10 protein-coding genes are annotated in these 13,843 nt (G+C 72.8%); 5 read left to right on the top strand and 5 right to left on the bottom strand.

Going from position 1 to position 13,843, the window contains the following annotated elements; all coding sequences use genetic code 11:
- Positions 1-163 precede the first annotated feature (163 nt).
- Complete coding sequence (gene glgA / locus POL72_RS26595; RefSeq protein WP_272098376.1) at positions 164-1,618, bottom strand: glycogen synthase GlgA; 1,455 nt, start codon at positions 1,616-1,618, stop codon at positions 164-166.
- A gap of 330 nt (positions 1,619-1,948) precedes the next feature.
- Between glgA and POL72_RS26590 the strand changes: the two genes are divergently transcribed.
- The 4 genes from POL72_RS26590 to POL72_RS26575 all read left to right on the top strand — a co-directional run bounded on the left by POL72_RS26590 (position 1,949) and on the right by POL72_RS26575 (position 8,303).
- The gene (locus POL72_RS26590; RefSeq protein WP_272098375.1) at positions 1,949-3,001 is read left to right on the top strand and encodes an RluA family pseudouridine synthase; all 1,053 of its coding nucleotides are present in this window, start codon (positions 1,949-1,951) and stop codon (positions 2,999-3,001) included.
- 253 nt (positions 3,002-3,254) lie between these two features.
- Positions 3,255-4,196, top strand: coding sequence for a hypothetical protein (locus POL72_RS26585; RefSeq protein ID WP_272098374.1), 942 nt, complete (start codon positions 3,255-3,257; stop codon positions 4,194-4,196).
- Between the two features lie 111 nt (positions 4,197-4,307).
- Positions 4,308-6,257: a molybdopterin-dependent oxidoreductase gene (locus tag POL72_RS26580; protein ID WP_272098373.1), complete on the top strand. Its 1,950-nt coding sequence runs from the start codon at positions 4,308-4,310 to the stop codon at positions 6,255-6,257.
- 129 nt (positions 6,258-6,386) lie between these two features.
- Positions 6,387-8,303, top strand: coding sequence for a hypothetical protein (locus POL72_RS26575; RefSeq protein WP_272098372.1), 1,917 nt, complete (start codon positions 6,387-6,389; stop codon positions 8,301-8,303).
- Positions 8,304-8,408: 105 nt separating this feature from the next.
- Here POL72_RS26575 and POL72_RS26570 read toward each other — a convergent pair whose 3' ends face one another.
- Positions 8,409-9,992, bottom strand: coding sequence for a hypothetical protein (locus tag POL72_RS26570; RefSeq protein WP_272098371.1), 1,584 nt, complete (start codon positions 9,990-9,992; stop codon positions 8,409-8,411).
- Positions 9,993-10,178: 186 nt separating this feature from the next.
- Between POL72_RS26570 and POL72_RS26565 the strand changes: the two genes are divergently transcribed.
- The gene (locus POL72_RS26565; protein WP_272098370.1) at positions 10,179-10,685 is read left to right on the top strand and encodes a DUF4112 domain-containing protein; all 507 of its coding nucleotides are present in this window, start codon (positions 10,179-10,181) and stop codon (positions 10,683-10,685) included.
- A 158-nt stretch (positions 10,686-10,843) separates the two neighbouring features.
- Here POL72_RS26565 and POL72_RS26560 read toward each other — a convergent pair whose 3' ends face one another.
- From POL72_RS26560 to POL72_RS26550, 3 genes are all read right to left on the bottom strand, one after another.
- Complete coding sequence (locus POL72_RS26560; RefSeq protein ID WP_272098369.1) at positions 10,844-11,548, bottom strand: Bax inhibitor-1/YccA family protein; 705 nt, start codon at positions 11,546-11,548, stop codon at positions 10,844-10,846.
- Positions 11,549-11,819: 271 nt separating this feature from the next.
- Positions 11,820-12,164, bottom strand: coding sequence for a hypothetical protein (locus tag POL72_RS26555; protein ID WP_272098368.1), 345 nt, complete (start codon positions 12,162-12,164; stop codon positions 11,820-11,822).
- A 213-nt stretch (positions 12,165-12,377) separates the two neighbouring features.
- Positions 12,378-13,823: a ParA family protein gene (locus POL72_RS26550; protein ID WP_272098367.1), complete on the bottom strand. Its 1,446-nt coding sequence runs from the start codon at positions 13,821-13,823 to the stop codon at positions 12,378-12,380.
- Between the last annotated feature and the right edge of the window lie 20 nt (positions 13,824-13,843).

The raw sequence follows: 13,843 nt of genomic DNA, 5'->3' as shown, positions 1-13,843 counted from the left end.
CGCTGCTATAGGCGAGGCTCCTGCCCCGCGCCAATGCGACACGTTGTCGCGCGGAGGGCCCCTGACCTCGGTCGGGCCGCACCTTCACGCGGTGTCCCGAGCCGCTTCCGTTCCGCGCGCAGAGCCAGGCGACCGCGCGCGGGGCTCGGCGACGGCGCGGTGCTCAGCTGGCGAGGGCCTGGCGGTAGACCTGGACGTAGCGGCGCGCGGGGCGGTCCCAGCCGAGGTCGAGGCGCATGATGCGGCGCTGGACCGCGGGCCAGCGGGGCGACGTGAGGGCCGCGAGGGCGCGCTGCACGCCGCCGAGCAGCGAGGTGGCCGTCGGCTTGTCGAACAGGAACCCCGTGCCGGTCTCCAGGGCGGCGTCGACGTCGACGATCGTGTCGACGAGGCCTCCGGTCCTGCACGCCACCGGGGCGGCGCCGTAGCGCTGCGCGTAGAGCTGCACGAGGCCGCACGGCTCGAAGCGCGACGGCACGACGACGAGGTCGGCCGCCGCCATGAGCCGGTGCACGACGGCCTCGCTCACTCCGCCGAGGAACTTCGCCCGCTCGGGCGCCTTGGCCGCGGCGGCGGCGAGCTTCTCCATGAGCTCGGGGTCGCCCTCGCCGGCCACGACGACGCTGACGTCGCCCTTCAGGATCTTCGGCATCGCGTTCGCGAGCAGGTCGCTGCCCTTCTGGGCGACCACCCTGCCGATGGACACGAGGAGCGGGCGATCCGGCCGGATCTCGAGCCCGAGCTCCTGGAGGAGCGCGCTCTTGCAGCGGCCCTTGTTGCCCACGTCCTCCGCGTCGTAGCGGGCGATGATGGCCGGATCGGTCATCGGGTTCCAGACGGCGTAGTCGATGCCGTTGACGATGCCGGACAGCTGGTTCGCCCGGGTGCGGAGCACGCCGTCGAGGCGCTCGCCTTGCTTCGGCGTGAGGATCTCGTTCGCGTAGGTGGTCGAGACGGTGGTCAGCGCGTCCGCCGCCAGGATGCCGCCCTTGAGGAAATTGAGCTGGCCGTAGAACTCGAGCCGCTCGGGTCGGAAGTGGTCGTCGTCGAGGCCGAGGTACGCGAGCGCGTCCTTCGGGAAGAGGCCCTGGTGCGCGGCGTTGTGGAGCGTCAGCACGGTCCGGCCGGGCACGGCCTGCTGGTGGCGGAGCAGGTACGGCACGATGGCGGTGGGCCAGTCGTGGGCGTGGACGATATCGAACGGCGAGCCTGACCGGGCGCGCTGGCGGACGAGCTCCACGACGGCGCGGGAGAACAGCGAGAACCGGCGCGCGTTGTCCTCGTAATCGCGCCCTTCCTCGCCGTAGATGCCCGGACGATCGTGGAAGCCTGGCACATCGAGGACGACGAGCTCCACGCCCGTGCTGAGCCGCCCGTCGAAGAGCGTCACCTGGATCGGCCCGCCCGGCGACACCTTCGCATCGACCTCGAGCGGCATCGGGGTGAGGCGGCGCGCCATCATCAGCCCGCTCGAGTCGAGCGCCTGGTAGCGCGGCAGCGCGATCGTCACCTTGTGCCCGAGCAGCCGGAGCGCCTTCGAGAGCGACGACACGACGTCGGCCAGGCCGCCGACCTTGACGATGGGCGCGATCTCGGACGCAGCGAAGAGGATGTCCATGCGGGCGCCGTGTGTAGCACGAACCGGGGCGCGTACAGCGCGGCTTCCGAACCCACAGGCGCGCGCTCGCACGGCCGGCGAGGCGTCCTCGCGATCCCCTCCGAGGTCCCCTCGCCGCCGTGCACGACCTCCCTGTCCACGGGACGCGCGATGAAAGACCGCTGCGAGCCCCAGCGCCATGCCCGCGGCGCACCGCGCACTGCCGCCGCGGGCAGCTCTGGTGGCTCGCCCTTACCCACGCGGTCGTCTCACACGCGATTTTGTAATATTACTTACCTTTTGCGCGGTCCCACAGGGCCAGCGCTTTTGCTAAAGGCCAAGGCTCCACTCATGACCAGGATCAGCGCGCGAGAGCTCGCCGGCACGAGCGGCCCCTTCGGCCGCGGCACGCCGGTGGTGCGCCCCGCCGAGGTGCCGGAGGGGTCGGTCGTCACCGTGCTGCGCGTGCCGCCGGAGTCGGCCGGGATGCGGCTCGACCGGTTCGTACAGACCCAGCTCAAGCGGACGAGCCGCACGCGCGCCGCCGAGATCGTCGCGCGCGGCGCCTACTCGCCCGAGGCGCGGCGCCTGCGCGGCAGCGATCGCGTCCGGCCGGAGCAGTGCATCCTCCTCTGGCGCGAGCCGTGGGACGAGCAGGCGCCCGACACCCCGATCCCGGTCCTCCACGAGGACGACGCGCTGCTCGCCATCGACAAGCCGGCGGGCCTGCCGGTGCACCCCACGGCGCGGTACCACAAGAGCACCGTGATCAAGATGATGGAGGCCGCGCGCCCCGGCGAGCGGCTGTTCCTGGCCCACCGGCTCGATCGGGAGACGAGCGGCGTGCTGCTGCTCTGCCGCACGCCCGACGCCGATCGGACCGTGAAGGCGCAGTTCGAGGAGCGCACCGGCGTCGTCAAGCGCTACGCGGCGATCGCCTGGGGCTGGCCCGAGCACGATACGTTCCGGGTCGAGCTGCCGCTCGAGCTCGACGGCGCGAGCCGCTACAAGGTCAAGATGCGGGTCGCGCCGCCGGGCCGCGGCCTCGCGTCGGCCACCGCGTGCGAGGTGCTGGGCCGCCGCGCCGATCCGCTCACCGGCCGGCGCTACGCGCTCGTCCGCTGCACGCTCGAGACCGGCCGGCAGCACCAGATCCGGGTCCACCTCGCGACGAGCGGCCTCCCGCTCGTCGGCGACAAGCTCTACGGCCCGGACGAGGGCATGTTCGCGCGCGGCGCCGACGGCGTGCTCACCGACGACGACCGCCGCGCGCTCGAGCTCGACCGCCACGCCCTCCACGCCGCGCTCTTGGAGCTCACGCACCCGATGACAGGCGAACGCGTGCGCATCGAGGCGCCGCTCTCGGACGATCTGCGCACCTTCTGGGACGCGCTCGACGCGTGATCCACGCAGGAGGTGGACGCCCCCATCGCGGGCCACCCCTCCGCTCGTGTGTGTGTGCGGGGTGACGCTTGCGCAGCGATGACACCTGCGGACGAGGCGGCGCCCACGGGCGCGCAATGGACGCTGGAAGCCGAGGTCCCCCGCGAGGCGGAAGGCAGAGAAGGCAGAGAAGGCAGAGAAGGAAGAGAACGACGGCGAGATCGAGCGGCGGCGGATCTTGTGCCGAAGTACCGACTTACGTACGATGGCCGAGATGACGCGTGCGCGAGACGACCTCGAGGCGCTGCGGGATCCAGCGCTCCGGTCCACACCGCTCGAGGCCGAGAGCACCGCCCAGAGCACGACATCCGGGCCGGTGCCTGATCCGGGAGAGACGAGGCAGGACGCGGCGGCGGCGCCCTCTCCAGGAGAGCCTGCCGGCGCCCGAGAACCGCGGCAGGCGGGCCCGGAGCGATCCGCACCGGCCTCATCGGCCGGCGCCGCGCCGCTGCAGGTCGACCCGCGGTCCCGGGGCGACGAGAGCCTGGATCGGGAGCGCTACGAGCGGTACGCGATGCCGGCGAGCGATCTGCCCGCGGCCAACGTGCAGGCCTTTCGCGGCGACGCGAGCGGGGTGCTCGCGATCGTCCGGCGCGCCGTGCAGTCCGTCACGCGCGATCCGGCGCGCCACCGGCGCCGGCTGCCGAAGTCCCGCTTCGACGCGATCCGCAGCTTGCCGGAGCTCGCGATGGCGCTCGACTACGCGGTGACGCGCATGCAGCCCGAGAGCGCGCCGCCGCCCGAGGTCGTGGAGAAGCTCGATCTGCTCTACGGGGCGCTGCGCCCGACGCTCGCCACGGCCGAGGTGTACTTCCCGCGCAGCATCGTGCCCGAGACCTTCGGCATCGTCCGGCGCGCGCTCGTCGCCGGCGATCCCGCGAGCGCGACGGCCACCATCACGAACCTCATCCTGGACCGGTGGAGCCATGTGCAGAGCCGGATCCCGATCACCAGGGAGGAGCTGGCCCAGCTGAACGGCACCGCGAAGTGGCTGCTCAGCAACACCCGCCCGCCGGAGCGGCTCGACTCGAGGGACATCCGCGATCGGCTGTGGTCGCTCCTGCGCGAGCGCTACGAGCAGCTGCGGGCCATCGCCCAAGAGGTCTCGGGCGACGACTCGCGCGACTACGCGCCCGAGCGGCTCGCGGCCGACTGATCCGGCGCGCGGGGCCGCCGCGGAGCGGCGTGGAAGGCCGGCCAGGTCCGGACGGATTTCCTGGGGGCAGAGCGGGTGTACCGCCCTGCACGCCCGATCTACGCTGCTGCCATGCAGGAGCTCCGCAAGACCCTCTGTAACCGCGACTGCCCCGACGCCTGCGGCATCGTGGCCACCGTGGAGGACGGCCGCGTCGTGCGCCTCGGCGGCGACCCGGACCACCCGATCACGCGGGGCTTCCTCTGCTACCGCACATCGCGCTTCCTGGAGACCCAGTACTCGCCCGAGCGGCTGACGACGCCGCTGCTCCGCAAGGGCGGCGAGCTGACGCCCGTCTCCTGGGAGGAGGCGCTCGACACCGCGGCCGAGCGGCTCCTCGCGATCCGGCGCGAGTCGGGCCCGGCCGCGATCTTCCATTACCGGAGCGGCGGCTCGCTCGGGATCCTCACGGGGATCGCCGACGCGTTCTTCGCGCGGTTCGGGCCGGTCACGGTCAAGCGCGGCGACATCTGCTCCGGCGCGGGCGACGCCGCGCAGCTCACCGATTTCGGGGAGGAGGAAAGCCATGACCTCGCCGATCTGCGGAGCGCTCGGCACATCCTCCTCTGGGGCAAGAACGTCTTCACCTCGAGCCCTCACACGCTCCCGGTGCTGCGCGAGGCGAAGGCGCGCGGCGCGGAGCTCGTGCTCATCGATCCGGTGCACCACAGGACGGCGTCGCTCTGCGGGGCGTTCTACCAGCCGCGCCCCGGTGGCGACTTCGCGCTCGCGATGGCCGTCGCCCGCGTGCTCTTCGACGAGGGGTGGGCCGACCCGCGCGCCGCGGACTACTGCGATCACCTCGACGCCTTCCGCGCGCTCGCCCGGCGGAGCTCGGTCGCCGCGTGGTGCCGCGAGGCCGACGTGCCCGAGCGCGCGGCCCTGGACCTCGCGCGCCGCCTCGCCGAGAGGCCCACGGCGATCCTCGTGGGCTGGGGCATGGGCCGGCGCACCTCGGGCGGGGCGATCGTGCGCGCCCTCGACGCGCTCGGGGCCGTGAGCGGGAACCTCGGCATCCCCGGCGGCGGCGTCTCGTTCTATTTCAAGCGGCGCGGCGCGTTCGACCTCTCGCCGTTCCAGGGCGAGCGCCCTGCGCCGCGCACCGTCTGCGAGCCCCTGCTCGGACGCGAGGTGCTCGAGATGAGCGACCCGCCGATCCGCGCCGTCTGGGTGACCGCCGGCAACCCGGTCGCGATGCTGCCCGAGTCGGACACGGTCGCGGAGGCGCTCCGGACGCGCGAGTTCGTCGTCGTTGTCGACTCCTTCCTCACGGACACGGCGCGGGTCGCCCACCTCGTGCTGCCCACGACGACGCTCCTCGAGGCGGACGACGTGGTCGGCGCCTACGGCCACCATTACCTCGGCGTCTCCACGCCCGTGGTCCCGCCCCCGCCCGGGGTGAAGAGCGATCTCGAGATCATGCAGGCGCTCGCGCGGCGCGTGGGCCTCGGCGACGCGCTCGACGGCAGCGCGCGCGACTGGAAGCGGCGGGTCACGGAGCCGAAGCTCGCGCCTCTCGGCGTCACCCTCGAGACGCTGGAGCGCGGGCCGGTGCGCAACCCGCTGGCGCCGAAGGTGCTGTTCGAGGACCGCAAGTTCCCGACCCCGAGCGGCCGGGTCAACCTCATCACCGAGGCGCCGGAGGAGCGCGTGGATCCCGATGCGAGCGAGTTCCCGCTGCTGCTCATGGCGCTCTCCACCGAGAAGTCCCAGTCGTCGCAGTGGGCGCGCCCCCAGCGCGGTCCGGCCGTCGTCACGGTCCACCCGGACGCGGCCGGCGGCGTGCCCGACGGCGGCGCCTGCCGGATCACGTCGCGCGTCGGCGCCATGACGGCGGTGATCCGCCACGATCCTGCCCAGCGCCGCGACGTCGCGCTCATCCCGAAGGGAGGCCACCTCCGGGACGGCCGCTGCGCCAACGCGCTGATCACCGCGCGCATCACGGACATCGGCGAGGGCGGCGCGCTCTACGAGGAGCGGGTGCGCGTCGAGCCGATCGGGCAGCCGGATCCCCTGCCCTAGCCCGCGGCGCGCCGCCGGCCGCGCGGTGGACGGGGCTCACGGCGCGACGGGGCGTGGGCTCCGGTCGGGCCACGCCGTACCCGCGAGATCCCCTGGCCCGCGCGGCCGGCGGTCTCTTACGCTCGCGGGATGGCGAGAGAGCTGCCTGCAAGGTTCGGGATCAAACCGCACGCGGCGCGCCGCATGGCGAACCGGCAGATCGCGATCGGCGGGGCGATGGCGCTGATCGGCGCGGGGGTGAGCGTGGCGGGGTTCGGCAGCGTCGCGGGCGGGCTGCCGTTCGGGATGGCCGGCGCGCTCATGATCGCGATCGGGCTCCGCACCCGCTCGATGGGCGTCGCCGTGCAGGTCGTCAACAAGGCGTACAACCTCGCGGCTTCCGGCCAGCGCGAGGACGCCGCCGAGCTGCTCGACTACGCGGAAGAGACGTGCCGCTCGCGCTACGTCCTGCGCGTCGTCGACGTCCAGCGCGCGCTCGCCGCCATGCAGCGCGGCGATCTCGCGGGCGCGCTCGTCCGCGCCGACGCCGCGGTGACCCGCCGCACCGACCCGCTCTCCTTTCACCTGGATCACGTGACGATCGCCGCGGCGCGCTCGCTGAGGGCCCTGCTCCGCGCGTCGACGAGCGATCGCGACGGCGCCGCGGCGGACATCGAGATCGTGCGCGCGAGCGCCCTCGCGTCGCCCGAGGTGCTCGCCCGCGCGGAGCTCGCGGCCGCGGTGCTCCTGGAGCGCTCGGGCGACAGGGAGGCGCTGCGGGCGCACCTGCTCCGCGAGCGCAGCCTCCTCGTCGAGCACACGCGCCCGCGCGAGCGCGCCCTCGTCCGCGCGTACCAGCGCATGCTGAAGGCGAAGGCGAGCTCGGTCTACCGCACCGGCGCGAAGCGGGAGCCTGAGGCTGGAGGCGAGCTCTCGGCGGCGGACTGGGCGGCGCGCATCTCGCCCGACGCGGCGCCGTTCATGCGCGCCCCCGCGCTGGCGGCGGGCGGGGTGGAGGAGCTGTCGCGCGCGGAGGTGGACCGCGCCGACGCCTCCGCCCGCGCCGCTGCGGAGGGGCGCGCCGGGAGCAACCGCCAGCCGGTGGCGAAGGCGGCACGCCGCATGCTGCTCCTGTGGGTGGTCCTGGTGATGGTGTTCCTGGGGGTGTGGCAGCTCTTGAACTCCAATCAGGCGCCGCCGGTGGCGCCCACGGTCGAGCGTCTGCCAGCGGAGCCGATCTTCGGACCGCTCGCGATCGTCCTGGCGTTTCCGATCTTCTTCATCGTGATGCTCGTCGGTGGGGTGCTGGTGAACGCGGTGCGCACGCGCAAGCTCTCGCAGCGCTTCGTGGCCGCCAGGGTCGCGATCGCGAAGGGCGAGCCGCAGCGCGGGAAGGCTGAGCTCGAGGCCCTCACGCGGACCAAGGCGCCCGCGGCCGCGGCGCAGGCGTACCTCGCGCTCGCCGAGCTGTCGGACCGGCAAGGGGAGCTGCTCGCGGCGCTCGCGGCGTGCGAGGCGGGGCTCGCGCGGCTGAACACCGAGGCGGCGCGCGCGATGGCGGCGGACATCCTGCTGCCTGCGCTCCTGGCCGAGCGCGCGTTCGTGTTTGCGGCGATGGGCCGGAGCGCCGACGCGCGCGCCGAGATGGCGCTGCTCGCCGAGCGGTATGCGTCGTACCCGTTCCTGGAGAGGGCCAGGCTGCGGGTGGCGCTGGCGCTGCGGGCGCGAGAGGGCGACATCGCCGGGGCGGCGCGCCTCACCGAGCGGGACGCGGATCTGCCGCTGAACGCGCGCGACGAGCTGCTCGCCGACGTGTGCCGCGCGGCGGCGAACCCGGGCGCCGCGGGCGCTGGCGAGGTGGAGCGGCTCCGCGAGGAGCTCCGGCTCGACGCCGCGAGCCGGCGCTGGCTCTCGGCGATCGCGCCGGCGGCGCTCGCGGCGTTCGAGCGCCTGAGGGAGCAAGGCGACGCCGAGGCCGAGGCCCTGGCGGAGACGGAGGCGCTCGCGGAGGCCGAGGCGCTCGCGGAGCGCGCTGGGGTGCGTCCGCGGAACGCCGACGTGGCGTGAGCGTGCGGCGCCGCGGCGTGGGAGCGGCCTCCGGCGCGTCGACGGGCGTCGAGCCTCGCGCCGGACGCGCGCGGCGCCCGCTCGATCGACGGCGCGCGTCGCCGCTCAGTCTTCTCGAGCAGGCGCCCGCATCGGCTCCCTCGGCCTGGTCCGCTCGGGCGGCGCGGCGGCCGAGCCTTCCACGGCGTCGCCGATCTCGCGCGCCACGTCCTCCACGGTGCGCAGGCTGATCCTCCCGGCGAGCACCAGGGTCGCGCCGATCTCGCGGCAGTCGATGGGGTCGAGCCGCACCGGCGACGCGAACGCGTTGACGGCCGCCATCTGCCCCGCGGCGTAATCGAGGCGCGCGCCGAACACGAGATCGCCGTAGCGGGTATAGGAGACCAACCCGAGCGACGCGTGGGCGCCGCTCAACCGCTCGAAGAAGAGCTTCGACTCGGCGGACATGGGGCCTCGCAGGCTGGACAGCGCGTTGAAATCGGAGGCGACTCCGCCCACGAGGCTGAGGTCGCGCGTGAGGAACACCTCGGCGCCGAGCCCGACGTTGACGATGGGCGCCGCCGCCTCGACGATGTCGAGGCGGCCCCGCGTCCGGCTCGTCACCGCGCCCCCCGCGATCGCGATCTCCTCACGATCGGCGGCGATCCGCGCGAACTCTGGCTGGCCCATGTAGAAGAAGCCGTCGAGCTCCAGCCGCAGCCTGCTCCACTCCGCGCTCGCGCCGATCGCGACGCGGGCCGGAGAGGGGGCCACGAACTCCCCCTCACCGGCCCAGTAGCGCGCCGCCGCCGTCCCGTCGCCGCGCGTGTCCACGTAGCTCACATCCAGGGAGTCGACGGCGTGAACGCTGGGCGTCCGCAGGCTGATCCCGGCCGAGAACACCCGGTTCAGCCGGTACGTCACGCCGAGGTGCGCGAGCAGGTCCCATGAATCGCCCGAGAGCGCGGCCTGGTAGGTCGCGCTGCTCGCCGAGCCCGCGCCGGTGTCCTCCACGAGGCTGGCGACGCCGAGCGAGCTCGTGTAGCGCGTGCGCACGAGCGAGAGCGAGGCGCCCAGGGCGAGGCGCGGGGTGGCGCTGTAGCTCCACGATGGACCGGCGCTGAAGCGACCCCATGCGTAGCGGAGCGTCTGCGCCTGGCTCACGCGCCGGGAGGCGGACTCCCCCGAGAATCGGAGCGCGTCGAACCCGAACTCGTTCTCCTCCGTCTTGCCGAGGCAGGCGGCGACGACCTGGCGGCCGACCGGAACCCGCGCCGAATCCGCGCCTCGTACGCCGCTCTTCCAGTTGAAGAAATAGCAAGTCGCGTCAGGGAGGCTGTCGAGCCCTTGATCGCTCACCGTCGTGCGATCGAGCCGGAGATCGCCGTACAGGGCGGGGTCGACCGGACCTGGCTGGTGCCACCGTTGCAGTGTGCGGTGCGCATAGCGGAAGAACGCCGACGAGAACGCGATGTTCCGGTCCTCGATGCGGATGATCGTGGCCGGGTTCAGGAAGGGCGCGGCCCCGTCGACGCCCAGCACGACCCCCGTCCCCCCCAGGAGCGCCGATCGCCCGCCCAGGAGCGCGGATTCGTACCGTCCCTGCGCGAGCGCCGCGGCCCCGTCGAGCGTCCCGAGCAGCGCGCTGGCGAGGCCGAGCAGCGCTCTCCGCGCTCCGTAGCGGCGAACCAGGGCGCGCGGGCTCGGCATGGTAAGCGCCAGCATGGATCGCAGCGCCGCCGCCGCAACGGCGGCAGCGCCCGCCCGCCCTCCGGAGGCGCGTGCTCCTGCCCGCCCCTCGCCCGCCGCCCTGCGGTCTCTCTTGAGTCGCCGTCGAAGGGGGCGAGAAGTAGACTACGAGGGATGTCTCACCCGCTTCGCCGAGATGGGTCCGCCATGCCCGTGCCGCCCCTCGCCCCGCTGAAGCCCATTGATCTCGAGGACGAGCGGCTCAGGCGCTTGAACGCACTCGGGCACTTTCTGGACAACTCCATCCGTATCCCTGGACTCGACTATCGGGTCGGCTATGACGCCGTGATCGGGTTGATCCCTGGCATCGGCGATCTCATCGGTTTCGCGCTCTCGATCTACATCGTGCTCGCGGCGACGCGTTACCGTCTCCCCGCCTCGGCGGTGCTGCGCATGGTGCTCAACGTCGGCCTAGAGACGCTGCTCGGCACGGTTCCTCTCGTAGGCGATCTCTTCGACGCGACCTACAAGGCGAACGCGCGCAACCTCGACCTGCTGCGCGCGCACCTCGCCGCGCGCACGCAAGGCAGCGCGCCCCCCTCCAATCTTCGTTTCTACGCCGGCCTATCCCTAGCGCTGGCAGGCATCCTCGCCCTGACGGCCCTCATGCTCTTCTCACTCACAAGAGCGCTACAGTCCCTCTTCTCTCCGTGACGCCCCCCGAGTCTTCTCGACAACGGACGCCGCCCGAGCGGGGGGCACCCGCACAGGAGACGGGCCCAGATCGGCGTTTTCGGCGCGGAAGCGCACTCCAGTGCGCTGAGCACCGAAAACGTCGAGATGGGCCCGTATCCGCCGCGGGTGCCCCCCGCTCAGTTGCGGGAGGTGGTGAAGAGGCGGAGTACGTACCAGAACAGCAGGGCGACCGACGCGAAGAGCTGGAGCGCGGCGCCGACGTACCGGTCCTCGGGGAAGTGGTGCAGGACGTTCGACGTGTCGTACAGGATGGCGGCCCCGGCGAACGCGACCATGGCGACGCTGAAGAAGGTGCCGAGCTGGAAGCCGAACAGCGCCCCGGCCGCGATGAGGACGAGCGCGCAGATGCCGCCCCAGCGCAGGAGAGCCCCGAGGAACGAGAAATCCTTGCGGGTCACGAACGCGATCGCGGTGAGCCCTGCGAAGCCGGCCATCGTGGCGAGCCCAGCGCTCTGGATCGCGCCGGGAGCGACCATGTCCGCGATGTAGAGGAGCGGCACGAAGACGATCGCCTGGGCGAGCACGTAGCCGCCGAGCGCGGCGTACTGCGCCGGCTTCGACACCGACGTGTGCGCCGCGCGGCTGGCCAGCCAGCTCACGAGCATGAACGCCCCGAGAACCAGCAGCCAGCTCCTGCCCATCATCGCCCTGGCGATGACCGAGGCGACGCCGGTCTTGAACAGCGCGACCTCGATCGCAGCGAAGAGCACGATCGCACCGAACAGGTGGTTGTACGTTCGCACGAGGAAGCGCTCGCGCGACTCGGCACCGGCACGGTGCACCGACGAGCGGGTCCCGTATCCTACGTAGTTGTGGTCCATGTTCCCTCTCTGGTAGGCCTCGACTCTAGCACGTGAAGCACGCCGCATGCCCGCGGCGCGGCGGCCAGGGGACGAGGCGCAGCGCCACGACGTCGTGAGCGCCGGCGCCTGTGCACGGGCCCTCCGCCGCTCGCCGGCTCCCGGGAAAGCCGGGCTGCCAGCCCCCACCGGCGACGCGGGGGCCCCTGGGAGCCCGCGGCGCCCGCCGCACGATGATGGAAATGGGGACGTCGCGCCCTGCGTCCTGTCGAGGTCTCCCTGAAAGAAGGGATTAAATCCCCTTCGGGATCTTGTCGAGATCGACCTGGGAGAGCGCATGCCGGATCAGCGCGCTCCTGTTGGCCTTGGTCATCCCGCGCGCCTTGAGCGAGCTGACCATCTCGTCCAGCCGCTCGAGATCCTCGGTGTACATCGAGATACAGATGACCTTGTAGTGCTGCGGTCTCTCGGGAGCCGGCGCAGCACCCGGCTCGGATGCGGCGCCGGTCGTCCGGGCCTTTGCGCGCACGCGAGGCACTTCCGTGGACGTATAGAACGCCCCGGACAAAACACCTTCCACTTCGTCGCGATCGAGCAGCGCCCGCGCGGCGCCCCCGAGATCGCCTTCGCTTTTCATTGCTTCCTCCAGCTCCCCTGCCCGGTCGAGGCTCCGCGAGTGCGGGCCCTTCATTCAGCGGGACCCCGCGTCCGCGGGTCCCTTCATTCAGCGGGACCCCGCGTCCGCGGGTCCCTTCATTCAGCGGGACTCCGCGAGTGCGGGCCCTTCATTCAGCGGGACTCCGCGTCCGCGGGTCCCTTCATTCAGCGAAACCCCGCGTCCGCGGGTCCTTCACGCACCCGCCGCCGCAGCACCCGGCCGCTCCGTACCCGCGTCCACCCGGTCGACGCTCCACGCCGTCCCGTCGCGCGCCGCCCCTGCCTCGGAGCCCGCCGTGCCGCGCTCGCGGCTCTCGATGATGCGATCGACCACCGCGAGGTAGTCGTCCGCGGCGGGGGTTCCCGACGCATACTCGAAGATCGTCTGCCCTTGCGCGGGCGCCTCCTTGACCTTGATCGCCTGCCGGATCGGCGCGAGGCAGCGCTCTCCGAAGTGCTGCTTCATCGTGCTCACCGCCTCGCGCGCGATCTTCGCGCGGCCGTCGTAGAAGGTCGGCAGCACGCCCCAGATCTGCACCGGGTGATGCAGCAGCGCGTTCACGTTCTTCACCGTCTTGATCACCTGCCGGACGCCGACGAGCGACAGGTAGTCGCACGCGACCGGGACGAGCACGCTGTCGGCGAACACCAGCGCGTTCTGGTTCATCAACGACAGGCTCGGCGAGCAGTCGAGCACCACGTAATCGTACTCGGCCGCCGCGGCGGAGAGGCGATCCGAGAGCACGCGGTCGCGGTTCTGGCGCCCTGCCAGGTAGAGCTCTGCCGCGGCGAGCGTCTCGTTGGACGGCAGCAGATCCAGGTTCGGGCGCACCGTCTTGGTCGCGTCCGCGACCCGGAGCCCCATCACGAGCACGTGATAGAGCGACCGCTCCGCGCCCGCGCCGAGCGAGACAGAGACGTTCCCCTGCGCGTCGGTGTCGACGAGGAGCACCCGCTTGTCGCGCGCCGCGAGCCCGGCCGCCACGCTCACGGCCGTCGTCGTCTTGCCCGTACCGCCCTTGTGGTTGAACACGGCCAGGCAGCGGGGCACCCCGGCGGGCCGCTGCGGCGGCTGCGCGGGCCGCTTCGCGCCCCCCGCCGGCGACAGGGGCACCGCGACCGCGCCCTGCCCCTTGAGCTCCGCCGGCCGAGCAGCAGACGCGACCTGCGCAACGGCCGGCGCGGCCGGCCCCGTCGCCTCGCCGTGTGCGCTCGCGCGAGCCGCCGGCGGCGCCGGCTCAGCTGCCTCCGTGGCGGCGCGCGAGGCGCCTCCTGCCAGCGGCGCCTCGCCGCCGGTCGGCGTTGCCCCCTCGGCCGGCGCCGCGGCCGCCGCCGCGATGTCGCCGAGCCTTGCCCCCTTCGCCTCACGGACCAGCTGCGTCCGGCACCCCAGCGAGCACGCGTAGTGCCGGCGCCCGGCGACGTAGAGCACCTGGGACACGAGATCCGGCGGAAACCGCTTCGCGCACGCGTCGCACGTGGCGAGCGCGGCGCCGTCCTGCCCGCCGAGATGGCTCTTTTCCAGGCATTTCTGCGAGCAGAAGAAGGAGAAGCCGCCGTCCTTCTCCTCCATCTGGTACCGGAACTGGACCTCGAATCCGGTCCCGCACACGCTGCACGTCTCGCTGATTCCGCCCACAGCTCGCTCCTTCGCGCCGC

This window comes from Sorangium aterium (assembly GCF_028368935.1).
GTDB classification, from domain to species: domain Bacteria; phylum Myxococcota_A; class Polyangia; order Polyangiales; family Polyangiaceae; genus Sorangium; species Sorangium atrum.
The sequence above is the reverse complement of the archived record's forward strand: the minus strand, read 5'-3'. Positions and strand labels throughout refer to the sequence as shown.